Raw genomic sequence first — 23,345 nt, 5'->3', positions numbered from 1 at the left:
CTACTCGCGCTGCCTGAGCTCTCGGGCATAGAACTGGGCGCTGGAGAACTCGTGGATGCGGTCCATGTCGGCCAGAATGCTGCGCAGTTCGTGCAGGAAAGCCGCTCGCCGCTCCCGCAAATCCGGGCCGGCCTGCAGCAGATTCTGGTCGGCGGCGACCTGCCGCGCCGTCGTGAACAACAGCGCCGATACCGACTCGTTGCTACGGATTCGGCCCTGAGCGGCGTACTGGGCGCCTACGCCCAGGGCCATCTTGGTGAGCTCCTTCTCTTCGACATCGCTGGGTGCGTCGCACAGCACGTCGGCGACGATCGTGTAGGCCTCGATGAACGGTCGCAGCATCGCGTGCGCCATCAACGGCTTCTTGTCGCGTAGCAGGTTGTCCACCGCGTCACCGCCCGCGGCGACCTGGACCTCCCAATCGCGTTGCCACGACATCTCTTCGGCGAGGTGCTCGCGGAAGGCCGCCGAATCGGCGAAGTAGAAGTCGAACTTGAGCAGGTCGCGCAGTCGCATCGCCTGATCCCAGAACACCTCCACCCGATCACCGTCGGGTGCGCGACCGGCATGGGCCAGCGCCAGTTCGGCGATCGACGTCTCCAGGAACGCGTGGATCAGCGTGTTCCGGTAGAAGGCCGCCTCGTGCTCGTGCTCCGGCGCGATTCGCCACACCGGCTCGTGACCGCCGTCGACCCGGGTCACCGGATGACCATTGGACAATGCGTCGACCGCGGCCCGCACCCCGTCCGGCGTGCGCAGCCGCAGCGCGCTGTTGGTCACCGGATTCTGTTTGCGCTCAAGGTAATCCAACGAGTCCTGCAGGGTGTGGTGCAGCTGGTTTAGTGTCAGCGCCCGGCCGCGGGTGGTGAGCAACAGCGCCGACACCAGGCCGCTGGCGTTGATCGGTGTCACCCGCAGAATCCGCCAGGCCACCTCGAAGGCCATCTTTTGCATGGCCAGCCGTTTGGCGGCCTCATCCGAGGCGATCGGGCCGCCCGGTTCGCCGAGGTACTGGCGCATCGACACCGCTTCGGGGAAGCGGACGTAGATTTTGCCGTAGTTGCGTTCGCCTTGCGCCTTGATGAACTTGTACAGCCATTCGGCGCTCTCCGGCGTCTTCTCGCCACCCCGGGCGTAGGCCGCGTATTCGGTGGTTTCGTGCAACTGGTCGAAACTGATCGAGACCGGTTGCAGCAGAATGTCTTCACTGCGGCCGTCCAGATACGCGTCGGCAACGTAGGCGAGCAGTCCGAGCTTGGGGGGCAACATCTTTCCGGTGCGCGAGCGGGTGCCCTCGATCGACCAGCTGAGGTTGAATCGTTTCTCGACGATGTAGCCGACGAACTGCCGCAGCACGTACTTGTACACCGGGTCGTCGAGCTTGCGGCGCAGGAAGATCACGCCGGATCGCCGCATCAGCGGGCCCATGAATCCGAACGAGAGGTTGATCCCGGCGAACGTGTGCGCCGGCGGAAGACGGTTCTCCTGCATGGCAACCGGGACGATGACGCCGTCGAGGTAGGACCGGTGCGACCACAGCAAGACCGCAGGATGGTCTTCCAGCCCGCGCCGCATCGACTCGATTTCCATGCTGTCGTAGTCGATTCGGGGGTCGAAGCCCCGGCTGAAGATCGCCCGCCCGAGGTTGGGGATCAGGTCGACCGAGAATCTGCTCCAGCCGGTGGCGAGCTCGTTGAGCATCTCCTCGGCCTTGGCGGGGTCGGCATCGGGGATCTTCTCCAGACCCTCCATGAAGCGCGTCGAGGACATCAGTTCGTCGGTGATCAGTTGCGGCGACTTGTATTCCGGGCCCAGCAGCCGTAGTTCCATCCGCTCGATCGCCAGCTTGGCGCGTCGCAGTACAAAGCGCGCGAAGTCCCGGGGGCTGTCGCCGACGGTGTTCTCGTTCCATTGCTGGCGCAGCTCGGAGACCTTCGCCGGTTCACCGGCGACGATGCGTGCACGGGACGGGTCGCGGCGAAGGATTCTGCGCTGCAGCACTTCTGGCGGTCGGTAGGTGTCCCGCCCGGAAATCAGGCCGACGACTTTGACTCGGGTGGGTAGCCCGCCGGGCACCCAGAAGACCCGCACCGGGACGACGAGGCGGTCCTCCCCGACGCCGAGTTCTTCGACGAGTTGGGCCACCACACCGGGGGGCGGATCGCCGGCAGGCAGGCGCAGCACCTCGACCTTGGTATCGGGGTGTGCCCGCCGCTGGGCGTGCAACCAGTCGTTGAGCAGCTCGAACTCCGCCTTCGACGACACCGATGCCAGCACCAGCGCGTCGTCGGTGGTGCTGAAGTCGGCCAGATGGTCGGTGTGGGTCATCGGCGGCCCTTGGCGTTCGGCGACTGCGACTTCGGGGCGGCCTTCTTGGCCGGCGCCTTCTTCGCCGCCGCCTTCTTGGCGGGCGCTTTCTTGGCGGCATTCTTGGCCGGCGCCTTCTTGGCCGGCGCCTTCTTGGCCGGCGCCTTCTTGTAGATCTCGTGCACCGGCACCTCGTCGGTCGGCCAGTTCTTCAGCGTGTCCAGATAGAGCTGCCGAACGCCTTCGATCCGCTCGGACAGGTCGTCCAGCGTCCAGTCCGCCACCGAAAGTGGCGGGTAGACAACGATATCCACCTCTCCGGGATTCATGGTCGAGGAATCCCGGGAGGCAATCACCTGGGCGTTGCGGATCACGATCGGCACCACCGGAACACCCGCGGCCATCGCCAGCCGGAAAGGCCCCTTCTTGAATTGGCCGACGGTTCGGGTGTCCAACCGGGTGCCCTCGGGCGCGATCATGATCGACAAGCCTTTGGCGACCAGGTTTTCGACCTCGTGCATGGTCTCGAGGGCGGCTTTGGGGTCGTCCCGGTCGATGAAGACGGTGTCGACCAGCTTGCCCAGCGTGCCGACGACGGGGTCGTCTTTGAGTTCCTTCTTGCCGACGCCGGTCCAGTTGTCCCGCAACAGCGACGCGGTGATGACGGGGTCGGCGTTGTTGCGGTGGTTGAAGATGAACACTGCGGGCCGCTCCTTGCGGAGGTTCTCTTCGCCGAGGACGTTGAGCTTCACTCCGTTGACGGCCAGCAACAGGTTCGGGAATGCGGTGGTGAAGAAGTTCAGGCCGCGCCGCCGGCTGCGGGTCAGCGTCCCCCACCAGATGGCGCCGGTCGCGGCGGGCACCAGCGCGCCAACTCCGAGCAGCGTGCGCACCTGGCCCATCAAGCCACCGTTGCCGCGGCTGGAGAACCGCAGGATCGGCCAGCCGCGCCTGCGGGCCACCGCGGCCATCTTGCCTTCGGGGTTGGTGGGCCGCGGGTTGCCGACCAGGTACATCAGCGCGACGTCCTCGTCGCCGTCGGCGTAGAAGTAGGACTGTTTGAGGTCAATGTCGTTGTCGGCGGCGAACTTCTGGACAGCGTTGGCCTTGCCCGGGCCCCACAGGATGGGCCGCACCACCTCGCCGGTCAGCACGTCGTTCTCGTCGACTTCGAACCGGTTGGTCAGCGTGCTTTCGATGCCGAGGAAGCGGGCGACCGGTTCAACCTGAAGGGTCAGCGCCGAGGAGCTGAGCACGACGGTGTGGCCGCGCTCCATGTGCGCGTGCACCAGTTCGCGCATTTCGGGATAGATCCGCTTTTCGATCTGCTGCACGAACATCCGGTCGCCGATCTCGTGCAGATCGCTCAATGCGCGTCCCCGCAACGCCTGCGACGCCTTGGTGATCAGCTCTTCGAATTCCAGTCGGCCGAGCTGATGGTTGAGGCCCGCGGCGATCATCGAGATCAGTTCTCCGATGCCCATGTCACGGCTGCGGAATCGCTCCCGGGTGAGGATGACGGCGGTGAACCCGGCCACCAGCGTGCCGTCCAGATCGAAGAATGCCCCGATCTGCGGTCCCTCGGGGCTGGCCATCACCTCGGCAACCGAGCCGGGCAGGCGCATCTCCGTGTCGCTCATCAGTAAGCCACCGATCCGTTCGGGCTGGGTTGGGCGGGGTCGTTCACGGCATCGGGAAATGATGCGGGCACCACGCGCGGCGGCGGATCACCGGCCAGCGAGAGCACCTCGTCGAAACCGTCGCGCAGACATTGCGCGAACAGATCCTCATCGGTGATCGAGGCGCGGTCGTAACGCGCGGTGACCGTAGCGAAGCCGCCGCGAGAGACCAGGACCACCATCATCGCGACGCCGGGCAGCGGACCGATCCCGTACTGCCGCAGCACTTTCGCACCGGCGATGTAGGTGTCGCCGGCGTAGACCGGCACATTGCTTGCCTGCACGTCGGAGGCGATGACCGCGCCACTCATGGCCTCGAGGACGGCGTCGGGCAACAGCCCGACGACGGGTGCAATGGCTCCCATCAAGTCGATGGCCGCCTCCTCGCGCCGAGAGGTCATCTGTTTGCGGATCTTCTGGATCCGCACCGCGGGGTCGACGACGGCGATCGGTGCGGCGAGGTTGACCCCGGCGAACCGGTTGCCGCCAGCCGGGTCGGCCTCGGCCCGCAGGCTCACCGGCACCGCCATCGGCAGGCTGTTCACCGGCACGCCGAGCGCAACGTGGTAGCGCCGCAGCGCCCCGCACAGCCCGGCGAGGTAGGCGTCGTTGATGGAGCCGCCCGCGGCGTGCGCGGCCGCCCGCAGATCGGACAGCCGCATCTCGATCGCCTCGCTGCGCGACGAGAGGCTGCGCCTGCGCAGCAGCGGCGACGGGTCGGCGGCGCGCGCCACCACCCGACGTCCCGAGCGGGCGTAGTCGACGGCGTCCCACACGGCCGTGCCGGGATTGCGCACCACGCGGCCGACCACACCCAGACCGCCGGCGACGGCACCGAGCAGACCGCCGACGATGGCACCGGGCAACTGGTTGATCCCCTCGCGCATCAGGTCGTTGGGCGTGAGGTCCTGCGGCACCGGCAGTGGCGGGGCAGGCCGCGGCGCCGGTTCGCGTTCGAGGTCGTAGATCTCGGCGAACATCGCGGTGGCGCCGACGCCGTCGGTGACCGCGTGACTGAGATGCAACAGGGTGGCGGCCTTACCCCCTTCGAGTCCTTCGACGAGGGTGGCCGTCCACAGCGGCCGCGAGATGTCCAGCGGCGACTGCAGGCTCACCTCCGCGAGGTCGAGCACCTCACGCAGAGTGCCGGGCTCGGGAACGCGGACCCGGCGGACGTGGAAGTCGAGATTGAAGTCGGGGTCGACCACCCAGCGCGGCGCGGCCGTCGGCAGCGTCGGCACGACGACCCGCTGGCGCAGCCGAAGCACCTTGCGCGAGGCGTTCTCGAACGCGTTCCGGAACCGGGTCCAGTCCGGGGTGCTGTCGAGGATTTCCAGCGCCATGATCCCCGACCGGGTGCGCGGATTGGCCTCACCGCGATGCAGCAGCATGTCGAGGGGGCCGAGCTCGTCCGGCAGACCGTTGACGTCGACGGTCCTGCTCATCGATCCCACCTCATCGACACCAACATCCTCCCGTTCCGCGAACGCACGCTGCGCCCAGGGCTTGCCTCGCCCGCTTGCCCGCGCGCCGCCAACCACGCTAGTCGGCGCGCGGGGGTGGCGGGTCTCGATTGCGGGACGTCTTGGCGTGGGAGTCGACACCCCGACGTCAGCCGATGGACGGCCACGCTTGGCCTGCGGTTGGCCCGCGCGCCATGCCGGCTCTGCGACCCTTGTCATCGAGAATCGTGAAAGGGCCTACCATGGCGGACATCTCGCGCGCGTACAACAGTGTTGGGCAACTGCGGGCGGACGCCTGGTGCCGACTCGAAGAAGCCGCAGACCGGTTGACGCGGTCCACCACGACCGGTGTGCTGAAAGAGAAATACGTCGGCATCTGCCGGGATCTGCTGACTGACCTCACGCCGCTGGAGCCCTACTGGGCGTTCCCCGGTTCCCCGCAATTCGCCAGGGTGCAGCGGCTGTTCGCCGCAGGCAGCTATGACAAGTTCGCCGCCCTCGTCACGCACGTCAACCGGGCGCTGACAACCGAGTCCTACCGGTCCGGGCATGAGCACACCGCCGTGGACGCGGCGGACCTCTTCCCCACCGACCCGCGCCAGCTGGAGAGCCAACCGGCGAACCATCGCGAACAGCCATACTTCGAAGTCCTGGTCGTGGAGAAGATGACCGAGGCCCAGGAGCGCGCGCTGCGCAAGGAGGTCCGCAGCTGGCGCAGACCCGACGACGAGTTCATCTACGAGCTGGTGGTGGTGGGCAGCGGCGACGAGGCGTTGATCGCGGCCCGGCTCAACGTCAATCTGCAGGCGGTGGTGATCCGGCGCCGGTTCTCCCACCAGTCCGCCCGCGACCTGTCGACGCTGGCGGAGTTCATCGACGCCGAGCTGACCGACGAACTCGCCGACCACCAATCCCCCGACGACCGGGCCGAGATCCTGGCCACCTCACTGGCCGAACTGCGACCCGAACTCGACCTGTACCTGATGACCGAGATCGAGGTCGAGGACATCGCGGGCCGGCTCGGGCAGCACTTCCGCCGGGTGTTCCACGCCCGAGAGGGCATGCTCGAGCTGCACCTGTCGATCCTGCATGGGGTGGCCGCACGCTACCGCACCCCGTTCTTCAGCGCCCTCAAGCAGTACAGCCACCGCCCGACCGGCGTGTTCCATGCGCTCCCGATCTCGCAGGGCAAGTCGATCGTCGCTTCGCACTGGATCAAGGACATGGTCGGGTTCTACGGGCTCGACGTGTTCATGGCCGAGACGTCGGCCACCTGTGGCGGTCTGGATTCACTGTTGGATCCGATCGGACCGCTGCGCGAGGCGCAGGAGCTGGCGTCTGAAACCTATGGATCGCGGCGCAGTTACTTCGTCACCAACGGCACATCGACGGCGAACAAAGTCGTCACCCAGGCTCTGGTCGCGCCCGGCGACATCGTGCTGCTCGACCGGAACTGTCACCAGTCCCACCACTACGGGATGATGCTGGCCGGCGCGCACGTCGTCTATCTCGAGGCCTATCCACTGACCGAGTACTCGATGTACGGCGCGGTGCCCCTGCACGAGATCAAGTCCAAGCTGCTTGCATTGCGAGCGGCCGGCAAGCTCGATCGCGTCAAGATGATCTCGCTGACCAACTGCACGTTCGACGGGATCGTCTACGACGTCACGCGGGTCATGGAAGAATGCCTTGCCATCAAGCCCGACCTCGTATTCCTTTGGGACGAAGCGTGGTTCGCCTTCGCGAGGTTCCACCCGGTCTACCGGACCCGCACCGCGATGGCGTCGGCCAAGGCACTGCGCGCCAAGCTGCAGGATCCCTCCTACATTGCGCACTACGAGTCGACACTCGACGCGCAGGCCGACATGTCGGACGAGGACCTGCTCGCCACCCGACTGAGCCCGGATCCGGCGCGGGCGCGGGTTCGGGTCTATGCCACTCAGTCCACCCACAAGACGCTGACCGCGTTGCGGCAGGGTTCGATGATCCATGTCTTCGACCAGGACTTCGAGCAGAAGGTCGCCGAGTCTTTCCATGAGGCGTACATGGCGCACACCTCGACCTCGCCGAATTACCAGATCCTGGCGTCGCTGGATCTGGGTCGTCGCCAGGTGGCACTCGAAGGCGTCGAACTCGTGCAGCGTCAGCTGGAGAACGCGATGCAGCTGCGCGACGCCATCGACAACCATCCGCTGCTACGAAAATATGTTTCGTGCCTGCGCACCTCGGATCTGATCCCAGAGCAGTACCGCCCGTCACGCATCGCCCAGCCGCTGCGATCGGGGCTGCGCAACATGATGGCGGCCTGGGACTCCGACGAGTTCGTCCTCGACCCGTCGCGAATCACACTGTCAATCGGCAACACTGGCTACGACGGCGATCAATTCAAGCGTCAGCAGCTGATGGACCGGCACGGCGTGCAGATCAACAAGACCTCCCGCAACACCGTGCTGTTCATGACGAACATCGGCACCACCCGGAGTTCGGTGGCGTTCTTGGTCGAGGTGCTGGTGAAGATCGCCCGCGAGCTCGAGGAACAGGTCTCGGAGATGAGCCTCGGTGAGCGCGGCCGGTTCGAGCGGCGAGTGCACCGCCTGACACGTCAATCGATTCCGCTGCCGGATTTCAGCGGGTTCCACCCCGCCTTCCGCAATGGCGAGAGCACCCCGGAAGGGGACGTCCGGCCGGCGTTCTATCTGTCCTACAACGACGCCAACTGTGAATACCTCAGCGACAGCGAGATCGACGAGCGGCTGGCCGCCGGCCGGCAGGTGGTGTCGGCGACGTTCGTGACGCCCTATCCGCCCGGGTTTCCGGTGTTGGTTCCCGGGCAGCTGTTCAGCCCGCAGATCCTCGCCTTCATCCGCGACCTGGACACCCCCGAAGTCCACGGCTACCGGCCTGATTACGGCTATCGGGTGTATACCGAGAAGGCGATGGAGATCGTTTCCGGCACCGCGGCTGCCGAATCCAACGGCCATCGCACGCTGGTCTCGGCGGGGTCTGAAGGCGCGCTGGAACCGGGTTCGGACTAGGCGACGCAGAGCGGCGGCAGCAGAAGGAGCACCGGCCACAGCAGCGCGGCCAACCCGTAGGCACCGACCTCGGCGCCGGCCGGCAGCACCCGGCCGAGCTGCACCTCGAGCTGCTGGACCGCGTCGGCGTGGAAGAAACCCCACACCAGCCCGATCACCAGATACGGAATGGCAAGCCACATCGCGATTTCGATCACCGCCTCGACGGTGACCTCGTAGCTGAGCAGTCGGCGCAGTCTGGTCATCAAGTGGTCCACGGCCCCTCCCCCAAATCTGAGAACACAGTTTCTCACAAATGGTTCTCCCCGGCGGCCGTACTCATTAGCATTGGGTCCACCCGGGGTGGGAGGACATCATGCTGACGAAATTTCGGTCGGTGCTGAACTACAAACTGACCGTCGCCGAGCTGATCGGCATCACCTTGTTGATCGGGATCCCTTATCTCGCCGTGGGTCTGGTGTGGTCGTCCACCCACACTGATCATCTGCACTCGATGCGCGGCGCCGACCTCGTGGTGTCGTTTCTGGGGTCCATCGTGTCGTGGCCGGTGCTGCTGTTCGCCAATGTCTGCATGACGTGACCGTTCGGCAGATCGTGGCGGCCGTCGTCGCGGTGGTGCTGCTGACGTTCGGCCTGCTCGCGCTGCGGTGGCGGCCGCAGGAAACCGCCGCGGCGAGCTGACGACGGACCTTCCGTAGCCTCAGTGTGATCTTATTTTTACCTTATTTTTCTTAGAGTTCGTGTACGGTGGGCGGTGCCGCAACGGAAGGAGCCCGCCATGCAGCAACCCGCACGCGTCGTGTTGATCACTGGTGCATCCCGAGGAATCGGAGCCGAAGTCGCACGTCAGCTCGCCGCGCCCGACACCCACGTGATCGTGAGCTACCGCGAGAAAGCCACGCGGGCCAACGCGGTGGTCGACGCCATCCGGAGTGCGGGGGGCAACGCCACGGCGCTGGCTGCCGATATCACCGATGCCGTCGAGGTCCAGGCGATGATGCAGTACATCACCGCCCACTTCGGCAGGCTGGATGCGCTGATCCTCAATGCGTCGGGCGGTCTGGAGGACGGCGCCGATCCGGGGTACGCCATGCGACTCAACCGCGATGCTCAGCGCCGCCTTGCGCTGCTGTCCATGCCGCTGATGCCCGCCGGCTCACGAATCGTGTTCGTCACCAGCCACCAGGCGCACTTCTACCCGCACAAGGCGGTGGCGAAGGGATATGGCCGAGTGGCCGCCAGCAAGCGGGCCGGCGAAACCGCGCTCTACGCAATGCGTTCCGAGCTTGACCATGCCGGCATCCACCTCACGGTGGTCTCCGGCGACGGGACCACGGGAGCACTGCCGACGGTCGAAGGGTTCGCGAACAAGATCGTCAACGCCGCAGTCACCCCGAACCCGTCGACGATCGTCTACGCCGGTGGCGCGGACTACTTGATGACGGTGGCCTGATCTCAGCTCGCTGAGCCGACTGCGATTCTCTCGGTTCCGTTGCGCGCCGCAATGTGGCGGCCGTAGACGATGCCCATGAAGCTCGCGACGGCTTCTGCCGCCAGCTGACACCGCAGGGTCGCAATCGTGTCGAACGCGTGGTGGGCCTTGGGCAACTCGGCGTACGCCACCGTTGCGGGTCCCGAATAGCGAAGTGCCGCAACGAAATCGCGAGCCTGCGCGCTCGGGATGACGGCGTCGCTCTCGCCATGCAGCACGAAGAACGGCGGGGCATCACGATGGATGCGGTGCATGGGCGACGCGTCCCGGTACACCTGGGGATTGTCTTCCAGCCTGCGCTGGACGACGACATGCTCGAGCAGCGGCATCATCAACGGATGCATCTTGTCGGTGGTGGTCAGGTCGTAGACGCCGTAGTAGGGCGCGACGGCCTGCACGCTGGTGTCGGCGTTCTCGAAGCCGGGCTGCAAGCTCTCATCCCCCGCGCTCAACGCGGCCAGTGAGCTCAGGTGCCCGCCGGCCGATCCCCCGGTGATGGCGACGAACTCGGGGTCTCCGCCGTACTCGGCGATGTTGGCCTTCACCCACGCAATGGCCCGCTTGACGTCGATGATGTGCGACGGGAAGGCGTTGCGCGGGCTGCGGCTGTAATTGATCGTGACGCAGATCCACCCGAGCTCGGACATCCGCGCCATCAACGGATAGGCCTGGCCGCGTTTGTCATTCACCGACCACGCGCCACCCGGGACCTGAATAAGGACCGGCGCGCGATACCCCTCAGGCAGATCGGGGCGGCGCCAGATGTCGAGGGTGTTGTTACGACCCCGCGGGCCGTAGGAGATGTTCCGGGTGGTGGCCGCGTAACGGCGCCGATGGTGCATGGCATCGAGGACGGCGGCGACGTTAGGTCGGTGTCCCGGCTCTTGGTCGAGCGGATGCCGCACCTGGGCGGTGTAGTCCTTGCCGAAGGTCTCCTCGAGCGCCGCATCGAGCACCTTGTCGGCCTTCTGGACGGCCAGAGCACAGGCGACCCGCTGCAACGGCGAGACCGTCGCGAGTGCATGACCGGTGAGGACCTGGGGCGCGAACTCCGCGTTGAGCCACCCGAGCACCCAGCCCGCCGCGGCCGGTGACCCCCGCAGCAAAAGCGACCCGGTGTGCAACGCCTGCGTACAACGCGCGGTGACCTGCTCGATTGGACTGTTCATGAGCTGCCAGACCCCCTTGTCCTTAGCCCGCCTAACGCGTTTGCCAACCGCGGATGCGGCGGGGTCTGCGTGTGCCAGTCGTCACACCATAACCCAACTTCGGCCGAACCTGAGGAATTCTCAGGAACTAAGGTCTTTAGGCCCTTGGTCCGCCAGGAAGCCGGCCCGGCAAAGTGAACAGGCAGTGGCCCTGCGTTGGCCCCGAACCTTCCTGACAGGAAACGCCGAGCAATTCACAGGACGATTTGTGAATGCTTCTCGAGGACCCCGCTCCCCGCTTCGCCGGTGGACTGGCTGCCCGTGTCGAGTCCCCGTTCGCCGCGGGTCCGCCCGTGCCGCTGCGGCAGCCTTTTCCACGTCCCCCGATGACGCGGCCGTTTCATCCCAACGACGCAGCTCAAGCGAGGTGGTTTGCCGAGTTGATGCAGGCCGAGATCGACGACCTCGAGGAGCTGATCGAGGTGGCCCAGGACCGCTGGACCAATCGCTGCGACGCCGGCTGGGGTGCCGCTCGGACACCCGAGCCGGTGCTGCGTCTGCGCGAAAAGCTCAAGGAAGTGCGCCGGCTCCAAGAGGCGCTGGAGTCCCGTTTCGGGATCGACTGAGGCTTCCGGGGATCTTTGCTCAAACAGATTTCAATTCACACAGAGCTACACGCGCCCCTTCTGGCAAATCTGCCCCGCTAGACTGTCGACGCGCTGCCTCCGTAGCTCAGTCGGATAGAGCAAGGGCCTTCTAATCCCTAGGTCGCAGGTTCGATTCCTGCCGGGGGCGCTGGTCAGGGGGTGTATTTAGCCCTGCTGAATAACGTCAGTCGACGTTTATTCGTCGTTTATAGCGGACCTGAGTTGCCCTTAACCGCCTCGTCGAGCAGATCTGCCACCTGGTTGTGGACCCGGCCGCGGCTCATGTAGCGGTCCTGCGTCATCGAGACTTTGGCGTGCCCGAGGTGGTCGGCGCCGATACGAGCAGACAGCCCGGCGTCGTCGATCAGCGTCGCCACGGTCTTGCGGAAGCTGTGCGAGCTGATGTCCGGCACGCCCAATTCGTCGCGGATTCTGCGCCACTGCCCGGCGAAGTTGTCGGGATCGCGCAGGGTCCCGTTGGTGGACGGGAAGATGACCGATTGCTGTCCGAGATACGGCAGGCTCCGGCGTTCCGTGAGTGTGGCGATCGCGAACGCAGGTAGGGGGATCACTCGTCGGCCCGCTGCGGTCTTGGTCTCGTCGACCCGGACGAGGCCCTTGGCTTTCTCTCGGATGACCTTGCCGGTGACCGAGATCGTCCCGGCGCCTGCGTCGAAGTCGGTCCACTGAAGCGCCAGCAGTTCGGAGCGGCGGAGACCGGTGGCGATCAAGAGGGTGATCGGGTCGGTCAGGTCGCGTTGACGGCACGCCTCGGAAGCCCTCAGCTTGGTCAGCAGATCGCGCAGTTGGTCCGCGGTGAGCGCCTGGGCGCCCTTGGGTTGTTCCTTCGATTTGATCGCTTGGACGTCGCGCACCGGGTTGGCGCCGAGGACGTTGTTGAGGACGGCGAGCTGGAGCGCTCCGCGCAGGAGGGTCCTGGATTGGCGAGCCATAACGGCCCCATGAGTGCTGCGCATGGACCGCAGGGCCGCGTCCAGTCTGGCGGCCGATGCCTCCCCCACCTTCACGCCGGCCATGAACTTGGCCAGCTTGGTGGCGGTGTAGCGGTAGGTGTCGAGGGTGCGGGCCGAGCGACCGTCCTCGGCCAACCGTTCGATGTGTTGGTCCACCAGAGTCATGACCAACGTGTCGAGTCCGATCGAGTCCACGCCGGAGGGCGGGCGTCGATCGGCGAGAGACTCGATCAGTGCGTCAGCGGCGAGCTTGCCGTACTTGTCGTGCTCATCTGACGGTCCGAGTCGTTGGACTCTGCGTGTGACGCCATCGGTGTCACGGAATCGGCACTGCGCCAACCAGATTCCGCCGCCGAGGTACTTGCGGGTGATCTTGCCGTGCTGGCCGATGCGCAACGACGGCCGGCCTGCCACGGCCTACTCCAGTCCTCGCGGGCGTGGCCATGCCCGCTGGAACTTTGAAACAGTGATCATCGACCCATCATACTCAGGCCGTGTCGCGCTTACCTTGGGCGAATTGCTTTCTTTCCCAGTCGATTACGTCGCTGAGTAGATACCGAACGTGCCGCCCGAACTTGGCGTACCGCGGGCCGGTTCCCTTGGATGCCCACTCGGCTGGAGTTTTCACCGGCAATCCGTACCGATCAGCGAGATCCTGGCGGGAAAGCCACTTGTCATCGGGGTTCTCATCCATGGCGGTCACTTCCTTATCGATCCGCCCCAAGTCGGGTAACTCAACTTTAAGTCGGCGCAGAGGCACTATCTGCGGTGATTTTGGACGAAATCGGCTGGCGCCGAGCTGCTGGGGACGGAAGTGGCTCGGCCCTGTAGCCTTCACGCAGCTCATCCGCGCCGAAGCAGTCGTATCGATTCCCAACTGAGCTCGACCATTCTCCGCCCGGCTGAGCTCGGTTGAGCACTCCCGCCGAACGTCAGCGAGGATGCTGTCCCTCGCCCATGCGACGCTTTGACCGTGACCGACGGCGCCGCACCACACCAACGACCAATTAATGCGGACTGGGACGGCCCGCAGCGGTTTGAGGGGGTGGTCGCATTCTCGCTCCTGCTGCCATTCCTGCTTCCTCTGGAACCGCAGACGATACCGATCGGCGTCGACGACGAGTACCTGCGAATCCGCGGCGTGACACCAGGCGGCATAGACGACGCCTGGATGCAGATGCCGCTCAGCTGCTTGACGATATGGTCAGTGGTGGCTGACGAATCGAACCCTGTCGTCGAGGACGCGGCGGTGGCATCGGCTGCGCTGGCCCAATTCACCGGCCGAGAGCCTCAGCCCGCCCAGCCGCGCAGCGATGACTACGGCCGGAAACGCTCGGCAGTGATTGTTCTAATCCCGGTCAAGAGCCGCGCTGCTGCCCTCACCCCGCCGCACGACGGCAAAGTGGATCCCCTTACGCTCGCGCACTGGCTGATCGCCGATGCTGTGCGGTCATCGCGGATAGCTTCGATGGCCCCGATCCCGGAACTGTATTACCGATCACTGAACCCGATCGTTCCCGCCACTTTCGGAGCCGTGGGCGAAGGTGGACAACTCAATTTCGATGAGAGACAGACTGTTATCCTCCTCGACCATCTCCCCGCGAAGCTCGCTGCGCTGGCAACAATCGACCCAGCTGTCGCCGGCAGGATCTTTGGGGAACTCACTCGCGGCAGCATCAGCGCGCTCGTCCGCGATCACTTCGCTCGCGCGTACGCCGAACACTCGGCGGGTGACCGTCGAGCATCGGTCCTCAGCCTCGCCATCACATCTGAGCTGATGCTCGACAGCACCCTGGCCGCGATGCTCTGGGAAGAAGGTCAGACGCCCGCCCAAGCCGCGCAGGTATGGGCCAACACCAGTTCGATCACGCAACGGGTGAAATCATTGTATGCGGGCCGTCTCGGCGGGAATTGGCACGTCGAGGGCGATGGTGCGGTGGGTCGCTGGCGTGAACACATCGTCGATGTCCGCAACAGCGTCATCCATTCCGGCCGTACCCCGTCGGAACCGGAGTCGAAGCATTGCGGGGAGGTGACGTCCGAGCTGCTCACCTTCGTGAGCAAGCGCTTGGTGCTCAAGTGGAAGGCGTACCCGAAGACGCTGGCGCTGTTGTGCGGGCCGTCGTCGGTTGAAAATCACGCCTCAAAGAGGCAGAGGGACAAGGTACTTGCCGCGCTTGAACGCTGCTCAACGTTCGCCGTCGACTTCCACAGATGGCGCGATGAGTGGCTGCGGGAACGCACCCTGCTCTAGCCATCAGCTTCTCAAGTTCACCGCTCCTCATCCCGGCGGCACCACGTTGCCCTCTCGGTCCCGGGGCTCGAGCCTCAATGTCATCCCGTGCGGGCGGCTTGTGGTGCGGATGCGGTACAGGCACCATGCCTGCTGCACTACCCGCCGCGCTATGCGAAGGTCGGTAAGGAACAAGCCGGCGTTCGGTACCCTCGCGCTCATCCGTCCGTGCTCGTACATGAACATGCTGTCCACCTCAGTGGTCACCGTGGTCAGTGCCCAGGTCTTCGCATGGCTGACGCCTGAACAGATCCGCCAAGCGGTGAGGAGGGACTCCGGGTGCCCGGGCAGGTCATCGATCGATGCGATCAGATTCTCGAATCCCCTGGGGCTCCCGGCCGCCAAACTAATGCCTAGCTTCTGCGCGGCTTCGGTGGCCCATTGTTGTCGTTCCTGGTGTTCACCTCCGTCGTCGAGAGGTGTTCCGCTGTACGCCTTTTCTGAGTACCGCCACGACTCGCGGTGCTGCCAGACGAGCCTGGCGAGCCGAGTATTGACGTTCTCCGGCACGAGCAGCCAGACTGCGGCGCCAGCTGACTCATAGGCTGCCCGCAGGAGCGCGAACTGCGGAGTTGTCCACTGCCCATTTAGTATCAAGGTGCACGCGGCCTCGACGTTCTCGACCGCGTATACGATGCCGCGGCGGGCCAGGGTCGCCGCCCAGATATCAGGGAAGCGGCCTTCATCGTCGGCGAGGTCACTGTTGGGCTCGGCGTGGTGATCGGGCGTCTGCTCCACGAGTGATCCGATTTCGAGTACGCGGTCCAGTTCGCTGCGGATGTCGCGGTCGATGTCAGCGCTGTTCGGGGCGGTCATCTCACGCCTCCGAGTCCCGCCTGTCGGGGCATTGCTTTCATATCTTTGGTTGCTTTCCTATTCTCGGTTGGTGTTTCTGACGTCGCCCCAACGCCCTACGCCGCCGTCAGCCGACTACGTCCTGTACGTCGTGTTTTCGGCCGGAGACGCCCCTAGGACTGAGAGGTCGCTCTTGAACGCGGAGTGCAGGCCGTCGCGTAACTCCAGGTAGGACTTGCCGTCTAACGAATCCGCGACCGCGCCGCCCGATCCGCGCGCTTGATCCTTCGCAATGACGTTCGACAGGAAGGTGAATCGGTGCAGGGCAGCAGACGATTCGTCAGCACCTAACACCGAGAGGATGTTCACTAGGGTGCGTGAGCGCTGCGTTAGCTCATCGAATGCGTGTTGGTCGGCGGCGGCCCACTTGCCGAGCGGATCGCGCGTGTTGCTACCCAAGAGGTCCTCCAACGAGCGGGCGATTCCGAGCGCTTCTCCCATCCGCTCAGCAAGGTGAGATTGGCGGGCGAGTTTTGCATCTGCGACGCGGTTGCTCCTCGACTCTCTCGCTGCCGCACGGATCTGCCACCAAATCCCCGCTAGGGCAACAAGGGCAGCCAAAACGGTGATGCAGGCAGCGATGATTGTGGCCCACGAGATCGGCAGTCCGGTTTCGTGGGGCGAGAGCTTGTCAAGAACGTCGCTTGGCAGATTAACGATCACGACCTGCGTCGGTGTTGGTGTCGGCGGGGGGACCGATGGAGTCGGCGGCGCGGTCGGAGCCATGACTGGAATTATCGCTTCTGACAGGGTGATCTTGCGCGCAACGCCTGAGGTGACCACGCGCAGCTTCCGAAAGTCGAGGGCCAGCCTTGGTTGATCGCGGGCCTGTCGGCGGTTATCAGGTCTGACCACCTAGGACAACCGCGACCCTCGATGACGCAAGATGTCTACAGTCCCGCCCTCTCGATCGGCTCGGATTGTCGAATCAAAGTTCAAGTCCGTAGTCAGTGCTGCGATCTTGAGCTCTGCTGATGAGCCGTTCGCGGGTTTCGGTCAGGTCGCGGTTGTGTCCTTCGCGCTGCGTCTTCCAACGCGCGTAGACCGTATGCCGCCGTTCCTTAGCCACGTCGCGCACATTAAGGAGGTCGCGGACACGATCAGGTAGGGCTTCGCCGTCGGCCTGTGCGGCGTAGTCGTGGGCGGTGACGGCCGGCTCGTCGTTCGCGAGGATTCCGTGAATGAGGATCGCCGCTTCGCGGCTATCACCGCGCTGCGCGACGTGAGTTCCGGCGTGTTCTTCGTGACCGAACTCGTTCGCTTCGGTGCTGCGTTCGTAGATGTGCGCGACGTTGACGTGGCGTCCGCGGGTCATTGCGACGTAGAGCAGATTGCGGCTGGTGCAGTCGCTGAGGACTGCGTGGCAAGCGTCGGCGGTGACCCCTTGGGCGGAGTGCACCGTGACGGCGTAGCCGAGGCTCACGTGTTCGCGAACGTAGTCACTGTCGAAGACAACGCGGGCTTTGTCGTCGAGGCGTTCGGCCGCAACATGATTCGTCTTGGCGTCGATGGCAGCGACCCGCCATCGGTTCCCGTTGCGAACAGACGGTAGCGACTCAGCGTTGGGCGTTGAGTGGTGGAAGGCAATCGTGGGGTCGTTGCGCCGGCTGATGATCAGGTCTCCGACGCGGATTTGTTGACCTCGAGCGGCGTGAACAGAAGGCGCGTTCGGGTCGATTCGATCGTTGTGAATGCGGAGGTTGAGCGCATCGGCCATTTCGGTGGTGTCGCAGACGAGCAAGGCGTCACGGCCGAGTTCGGTGTCGGCCTTGTAGGCAGCGAGCGCGTCCGCGGCCATGGTGATCGCATCGCCGCAGTGCAACCGATCGTGGCTGCTATACCAGTCCACGGCGTGACGGCGTTCGGGTGGTTTGCCGTCGCGCAGCGCGAGGGACGCGGCGCGTTCTTCCGGATCGGCCATCCGCCACACCTCGGACAGGTGCTGCGTCCACGGTAGGTCGGTGCAGAGTTGGGCGAACATGCCACCGCGGGCCTTGACCGGCGCCAACTGGCTGGCGTCACCGACAAGTACCGACTTCGCGCCCGCCTGAGTGGTGGCAGTCAGGAGCTGGCGCAGATCGTCGGTGCCGACCATGCCGGCTTCATCAATTACTACGAGGGTCGCGGGGTCGAGCTTCAAGGTGTTGTCGCGCAGCGACTGCAGCGCTTTGGCGACCGTCAGGCCATCGTCTCCGGCGCCCTCGCGCATCGCGACGTCGACAGCCTGACCGGTCGGTGCGAGGGCCAGAACGCGCGCACCGAACCGATGGTGTGCTGCGCTGGCGAGCGCGCGCAGCGAGGTGGTCTTGCCCGCTCCCGCCGGCGCGGACAGAGGTTGCACGAGCCACGGCGACTCGCCAATGTTGCGCACGGCGGCCTTCTGATCCGGCGACAGTCCGGAGGTGTCGTCGTCGCGAACCCAGAGCACTGCGCGGTCGTTTCTTGCGTCAATTAGGCGGAGTAGCGCGCCTTCTTCGGCCAAGATCCGCGCCAGGGTGAAGCGCTCATGGCCCTCGCGCTCGTGGGCGGCGCGCGGCGCGGTCAACCGCATCCCAATCTCGTCGACGGCGGCTTCAACCGTGGCGCGCGGCGACTGGTCTCCGTCGACGGGAAGCTGCGCGCCGACGATCTCGACTAGGTCCGCGCGAGTGAACACCGCCTTGTCGATTTTCTCCGCGGCGGCAGCCAAACTCGCGCCATGAAAGGCAGTCCGCGCCGCGGCGCGGCGCGCCGCGCGCGCTTCCAGAAACGCGGCGCGGTCCAGAACGAGACCTCGCGCGTCCTCGCGCCACTGCCGCTGCAATTCGCTCCACGCAAGCTCTTCGGGTTTGGCGGGACGGGTGGCTTTCTGCGCCGCCGCGAGCTGCGCCGCGCTCAACGGGCCGTCCACCGAAACGAGGTTGTGCGCAGCCCACTCTCGTAGCTGCGACGAGCGCCGCGACCACGCAGTGATGGTGTCGCGATCGACTCCGGCGGCCTCGGCCATCCCCGTTCCCGGATCTACCGGCGCCCACTCGATCCCCAGCAATTGGTGTAATTCGCGACGCAACGTGGCCTGATAGATGACACCCGCTGCACGGGCCTCGTGGTAGAGCGACGTTCCGTCGATGGATACCAGCACCCCATCGTTCCGGGCTTGGCGATTCGGCACGATCACATGGGTATGCATATGCGGATCTCCGCATCGCGACGTCTCATGTTGATAAGCCACTGCGACCAATCCCGGCAACCTCAACAAGTCCTTCTCCCCCGTCACGCTGTTGTGTACGCGGGTGTAACCGGCATGCGCAGCCAGGTACTCCATCGCCTCTGCAAGCGCAGTCGAATGCGCCGCAGCGACTGCCTTTTCAACCACATCGTCGGCGCGCAAGGCGCGCAACAATGACACGCTCTTGGGCGCGGCGAAGGTCAAATCGAACCCGTGCACGCCGCGGGTACCGAAGGCGCGTCCGCGCGCGCCGTTGGGCGCGACACCGTCATCAAGCCACCGCGCCACGACCGCCGAATCGGCTTCCCCACCCGCGCGCTGCAGATCCGTCAAACCCACCAATCGAGCCGCAGTATGGGTGTCACCCGCACACAACCACACTGGGGTACGCGTCTCATGTTCGGAGTAGTACTCCCCCAGGCCACCGTTGGACTTTTGCAGGTCAGAACTGGCACGCCCAGCAGCCTTCGCGGTGTCGATGTAGTAGCTCACCGACGACCGCTTCAGCTTCGAAATTGTCAGCATCAGGAATCTCACTCAAGAACTGGAAGCATCGACGCTCACTGCGCCACAACCAGTCTCGCACTCCTTGTGCAAATGTGCCAAGCGTTTCTGGCTGTGGCATCGGTGAGACATGAACGGGGACAGGGTAATTGGTATGGATTGAGAGTAGACGAGAAGGTATTGGGAGTGGGTGAGAACGGGCAGTGGGCTGATGAGATCGGTGGTAGTGAAGGCTGACGGGAAGAGGTGTTTTGCGCTCCGGTATCGCAAGAATCCTGTCGAGCCCCAGGCACTTCGCCATCTCGCCTCGTGTCATGGGCGGGAGTGAGGAGCGAGTTACGCGATCGACTAGCCGCGTCGGCCGGCGCGTTCGGCGAAAGCATCGAGCGCTGCGAGTACCTCCGGAGACCGCCACACTCTGTTGCGCGGTCCATTCGTTGTCTCGATGAGGACTCCCGCTTTCCTGAGCGGGTTGAGGTACCGGTGAGCATTGGTGGACTCGACGCTCAGTTCGTGCGCCAGGAGGACTGCGTTGACAACCGGGCGGCGGGTCAACAAGTCGGCGACCTTCCACACCGTGGAGTCCGATCGCGCGGTGATCACACCGTTCCAGCCTTCCCGGATGTCGCGAAGTTCAGCGACCAGTTATCGCCCGTTGGCGATCGCCAGAATGGTTGCTTGCGAGAAGTTCTCGACAATCGGCGCGGCGTTACCGTCGCGATAGCGCGCGCTGAGGCAGTCAAGTTTTCGATCTGCGAACCCGCGGCGGATTCCGACCTCAGCAACACCGACGCGAACGGTGCGATGTCGCTGCCGAGTTCAGCGTCGAACCGCGCGACCTCGCGGCTGGCTGACTCAGCGTCGGCCAGCACCAACGGCGGTAAGTCAAGGTCTAGGTCGGCGATACTGGCGGGTACGACGGGGTGACAGGTGCCGTACTTGGGCAGCGCTCGCCCCGCATGCCTCCTGCTCTGCGGCTCCCATCGAACTCCTTGCGGGTGACGGAGCTAAGTGAAGTCACCACTGCAGTCTAACTTCACTTATTAGCCTAAATGACGTTGCGGTACGAATCTGACTTCAACTAGCGGGACCATTCGTGTGGCCGATCTCCGGGCCGCCCCAACCGATCCACCACTCAAGTCTGCATAAGTGCGAATAGCTGCACCTCCCCGGGTTCCTGGTATCACGCGATTCTGCTCGGGGCTCGGCGAGTGCGCTGATCACCGCTTCACATCACGGCAGGGCCCTGGTCTCCCGGCCTGACGACCGTTGCGCTCCCGGCCTCCATGCGAGATCGGGTCTGCCACATGGGCGTGCCAACCATATAGGTGCGGATCAGCGGATCAAGGTCGATCCGCAGGAAGCAAATGCGGGTCTCACCCTGGTTCCGGAGTTGCTCATAGCTGGTGAGAATTTGTCGCCCGAGCCAGAATCCCGAGAAGACGCCGCGGGCTTCGATGTCGGCCGAGTCCACCACCTTGGCGTGGCCGCGCAGCTGGATGGTGGCAGGCGGCAGCCCCCACAGCAACTTGCGGGGTATCGGGATGACCATCGAAACCTCGGGATTGACAGCGATGTTGCGGGCCTTCTGCAAGTGCCGACGTGTCATCACGTAGATCGTCGCGCCCGATCGGCCGAGGTTGTATGTCACTCCTGCCGACGCGGTAGTACCGGTTGTGTCGCTGGTGGACAGTACCGCGAAGTGTTGTCGGCGGATGTCCCGCAGAACCTCCGCGTAGGTCGGCGACGTCATGGACAGCAAGGCTTCCGCTGTTGGATCAGCGGGTCAACGCGGCGTAGCGCCGCGTAGGACGGCCAGTCGCTGCCGGTATTCGGTGTCGTCGATCTCGCCGCGGGCGTATCGGGCGGCCAGCACTTGCTCCGGTGATTCGGTGTACGGCGGGAACTGCGGAATCGATCCCGCCTGAGTGGCACCGGTGCTCGACCGGATCAGCGCGACGATCCCGATGATGATGAGGGCCCAGAACAAGACCATTCCAATGACCATGCCTGCGTATCCCCACCCGCTCATGTGATCGGACCAAAACATCATGGGAACCTCTCCTTCCTAACTCTTTCGACGAGTGAGCTGCGGCTGGCGTGGTGTCAGCCGGTGTAGTTGAGTGTGGTCATCATCCCGGCGTCCATGTGGTAGCCGTTGTGGCAGTGCAGCATCCATATCCCAGGGTTGTCGGCGAGCAGTCTGACCGTCACGGTCTGCATCGGTTTGACGACGACGGTGTCCTTACGCGGCCCGGCGCTGCCATCGGCTCTGATCACTTGGAAGGTGTGACCGTGCAGGTGCATCGGATGCCACATCATGGTCTCGTTGGTGAACGCGAGGGTGGCGTGCTGACCCTGATGGACGGTCAACGGGACGGTCTGGTCATAAGCCCTGCCGTTGATCTTCCAGTCGTACTGCATCATCGTGCCCGACAGGCGTGCCTGCAGTGCGAGATCACTGTCGGTGGACAGCTGGACTTCCGGTGTGGCCGTGAAGGTGTCGACGGTGCCCACCCGGCCGGTCAGTTGCGGTGGCCGGAAACCGGCGTCCGGCGCACTGCCCGCGCCGGTGGACAGCAGCGCGCGGGCGACGGCGTTCTTGCCCTCGGCCGAGGCAACCAACGGAAACACCCCGTCGCCTGCCGTCACCACCACGTCATAGCGCTCCCCCATGCCCAGCAGAAGGGCATCGACATCGGTGGGCACGACCGGGAAACCGTCGGTGTGTGTGACGGTCATGCGGTGTCCAGCCAGTGCAACCCGGAAGGCGGTGTCGGCGGCGGCGTTGATGATGCGAATCCTGATGCGCCGCCCCGGTTTTGCGGTGAAAGTAGTCGCCGCGGCGGGGATTCGGCCGTTGATGATGTAGTACGGGTAGCTGACGTCGCCGCCGTCTCCCCCGAGCAGATCACTGGCACCGGCACCACCGACACCGGGCACGCCGGGCATCGACCCCATGCCGCCCATCCCCGGCATGCCGGGCATGGAGCCGCCACCCTTGCCCATCGACCGCAATCCTCTGAAGATCTCCTCAGGGCTGGTTCCGACTCCGGAGGTCCAATCGTCGAGCATCACGATCCACTCGGCGTCGTAGCGACCCGGCTCTGCCGGATCGTCGATGATGACCGGCACATACAGGCCGTAGTCGGTGTCCAGCCCGGTGTGCGGGTGGGCCCAGTAGGTCCCCGGATAGGGCGAGCTGAACCGATAGGTGAAACTCGAACCCGATTCGATGTTGCGGACCGCCGGCGCCGCGCCGTCCATGTCGTTGCGCAAGGCAAGGCCGTGCCAGTGCACGGACGAGGCGTGATCAAGTCCGTTGTCGACAGTGACGGCGATCTCGTCACCGACATTAGCCCGGATCAGCGGACCGGGAAGCTGGTTGTTGTAGGCCAAGGTGTGTGCCTTGGTGCCGCCGAGGTCGAGGTCGGCCACCCCGGGCGCCAGCCGCGCAGTGACCGTCTTGCCCGAGTGCGGGCGGGCGGACTCCGCCGCGGCGATCGCATCCGGTCCGATGGTGCCGCTCGGCGCGCCGGCGGGGATTGGACGGCTGCATGCCACCAATGCCGCACCGCCGAGGACGCTGGCGGCCAGAAACCCACGTCGCGTCATCGCTACTGCTGCAGGGGTCTGTCGACTCATCACCGATCCTGTCATCTCCCAATTTCTTCTTCCACGGTGCGCTGCACCTCCGGGTGGTTTGGTGTTGGTTTTGTGAAGATTCGCTCAAGAACCCG

Annotated in this window: 18 protein-coding genes and 1 tRNA gene; 6 read left to right on the top strand and 13 right to left on the bottom strand. The window is 64.9% G+C overall.

Annotation, left to right across the window (positions count from 1 at the left end; all coding sequences use genetic code 11):
* Genes BST42_RS15615 through BST42_RS15605 form a run of 3 tightly spaced genes read right to left on the bottom strand, consistent with a single transcriptional unit; the run spans position 1 to position 5,431 of the window.
* Positions 1-2,328, bottom strand: a complete 2,328-nt coding sequence (locus BST42_RS15615) for a glycerol-3-phosphate 1-O-acyltransferase (RefSeq protein WP_083120210.1) — start codon at positions 2,326-2,328, stop codon at positions 1-3.
* Positions 2,325-3,947, bottom strand: a complete 1,623-nt coding sequence (locus BST42_RS15610) for an HAD-IB family hydrolase/lysophospholipid acyltransferase family protein (protein WP_083120209.1) — start codon at positions 3,945-3,947, stop codon at positions 2,325-2,327. The genes BST42_RS15615 and BST42_RS15610 overlap by 4 nt, the downstream gene beginning before the upstream one ends.
* Positions 3,947-5,431 (bottom strand): wax ester/triacylglycerol synthase family O-acyltransferase, encoded by a 1,485-nt coding sequence (locus BST42_RS15605; RefSeq protein ID WP_083120296.1) that lies wholly within the window; start codon positions 5,429-5,431, stop codon positions 3,947-3,949. Before BST42_RS15605 ends, BST42_RS15610 begins: the two co-directional genes overlap by 1 nt.
* A 260-nt stretch (positions 5,432-5,691) precedes the next feature.
* Here BST42_RS15605 and BST42_RS15600 point away from each other — a divergent pair, with 260 nt between their 5' ends.
* Positions 5,692-8,484, top strand: a complete 2,793-nt coding sequence (locus BST42_RS15600) for an aminotransferase class I/II-fold pyridoxal phosphate-dependent enzyme (RefSeq protein WP_083120208.1) — start codon at positions 5,692-5,694, stop codon at positions 8,482-8,484.
* On the opposite strand, the gene BST42_RS15595 is transcribed toward BST42_RS15600, so the two are convergent.
* Positions 8,481-8,741: a hypothetical protein gene (locus tag BST42_RS15595; protein WP_308207492.1), complete on the bottom strand. Its 261-nt coding sequence runs from the start codon at positions 8,739-8,741 to the stop codon at positions 8,481-8,483. The genes BST42_RS15600 and BST42_RS15595 overlap by 4 nt on opposite strands.
* Before the next feature lie 98 nt (positions 8,742-8,839).
* On the opposite strand from BST42_RS15595, the gene BST42_RS15590 reads away from it, so the two are divergent.
* Together BST42_RS15590 and BST42_RS15585 are read left to right on the top strand one after the other, a co-directional pair.
* Positions 8,840-9,064 (top strand): hypothetical protein, encoded by a 225-nt coding sequence (locus tag BST42_RS15590; RefSeq protein WP_083120207.1) that lies wholly within the window; start codon positions 8,840-8,842, stop codon positions 9,062-9,064.
* A 198-nt stretch (positions 9,065-9,262) separates the two neighbouring features.
* Entirely contained in the window at positions 9,263-9,937 is a 675-nt protein-coding gene (locus tag BST42_RS15585) for an SDR family oxidoreductase (RefSeq protein WP_083120294.1), read from the top strand.
* Between the two features lie 2 nt (positions 9,938-9,939).
* Here BST42_RS15585 and BST42_RS15580 read toward each other — a convergent pair whose 3' ends face one another.
* Positions 9,940-11,145 carry an alpha/beta hydrolase gene (locus tag BST42_RS15580; protein ID WP_083120206.1) on the bottom strand — a complete coding sequence of 402 codons (1,206 nt, stop codon included), beginning with the start codon at positions 11,143-11,145 and terminating at the stop codon, positions 9,940-9,942.
* Between the two features lie 251 nt (positions 11,146-11,396).
* Here BST42_RS15580 and BST42_RS15575 point away from each other — a divergent pair, with 251 nt between their 5' ends.
* On the top strand, positions 11,397-11,750 hold the full coding sequence (locus tag BST42_RS15575; RefSeq protein WP_083120205.1) for a hypothetical protein: 354 nt from the start codon (positions 11,397-11,399) through the stop codon (positions 11,748-11,750).
* 95 nt (positions 11,751-11,845) lie between these two features.
* Positions 11,846-11,919: transfer RNA gene (locus tag BST42_RS15570), tRNA-Arg, on the top strand.
* A 58-nt stretch (positions 11,920-11,977) separates the two neighbouring features.
* Here the strand turns inward: BST42_RS15570 and BST42_RS15565 are convergent.
* Positions 11,978-13,159, bottom strand: coding sequence for a site-specific integrase (locus tag BST42_RS15565; protein ID WP_083120204.1), 1,182 nt, complete (start codon positions 13,157-13,159; stop codon positions 11,978-11,980).
* Between the two features lie 73 nt (positions 13,160-13,232).
* Entirely contained in the window at positions 13,233-13,439 is a 207-nt protein-coding gene (locus BST42_RS15560) for a helix-turn-helix transcriptional regulator (protein ID WP_083120203.1), read from the bottom strand.
* 279 nt (positions 13,440-13,718) lie between these two features.
* Between BST42_RS15560 and BST42_RS15555 the strand changes: the two genes are divergently transcribed.
* Entirely contained in the window at positions 13,719-14,999 is a 1,281-nt protein-coding gene (locus BST42_RS15555; RefSeq protein ID WP_133057468.1) for a hypothetical protein, read from the top strand.
* A gap of 27 nt (positions 15,000-15,026) precedes the next feature.
* Here the strand turns inward: BST42_RS15555 and BST42_RS15550 are convergent, their stop codons facing one another.
* From BST42_RS15550 to BST42_RS15515, 6 genes are all read right to left on the bottom strand, one after another.
* Complete coding sequence (locus BST42_RS15550) at positions 15,027-15,854, bottom strand: hypothetical protein (RefSeq protein WP_083120201.1); 828 nt, start codon at positions 15,852-15,854, stop codon at positions 15,027-15,029.
* Between the two features lie 114 nt (positions 15,855-15,968).
* Positions 15,969-16,619 carry a hypothetical protein gene (locus BST42_RS29655; RefSeq protein ID WP_165760862.1) on the bottom strand — a complete coding sequence of 217 codons (651 nt, stop codon included), beginning with the start codon at positions 16,617-16,619 and terminating at the stop codon, positions 15,969-15,971.
* Positions 16,620-16,821: 202 nt separating this feature from the next.
* Entirely contained in the window at positions 16,822-19,626 is a 2,805-nt protein-coding gene (gene mobF / locus BST42_RS15540; RefSeq protein ID WP_083120199.1) for a MobF family relaxase, read from the bottom strand.
* Positions 19,627-20,833: 1,207 nt separating this feature from the next.
* The gene (locus BST42_RS15525; protein WP_083120196.1) at positions 20,834-21,358 is read right to left on the bottom strand and encodes a pyridoxamine 5'-phosphate oxidase family protein; all 525 of its coding nucleotides are present in this window, start codon (positions 21,356-21,358) and stop codon (positions 20,834-20,836) included.
* A gap of 33 nt (positions 21,359-21,391) precedes the next feature.
* A complete protein-coding gene (locus BST42_RS15520) occupies positions 21,392-21,658 on the bottom strand; it encodes an SHOCT domain-containing protein (RefSeq protein WP_083120195.1) in 267 nt (88 codons plus the stop codon).
* A gap of 53 nt (positions 21,659-21,711) precedes the next feature.
* Complete coding sequence (locus tag BST42_RS15515) at positions 21,712-23,220, bottom strand: multicopper oxidase family protein (RefSeq protein WP_272818744.1); 1,509 nt, start codon at positions 23,218-23,220, stop codon at positions 21,712-21,714.
* Positions 23,221-23,345: the final 125 nt, after the last annotated feature.

Source organism: Mycolicibacterium rhodesiae (genome assembly GCF_002086695.1).
In the GTDB taxonomy this organism is placed as follows: Bacteria; Actinomycetota; Actinomycetes; order Mycobacteriales; family Mycobacteriaceae; genus Mycobacterium; species Mycobacterium rhodesiae.
Note: the sequence above shows the minus strand (reverse complement) of the source record. Positions and strands in the feature narration are given on the sequence as shown.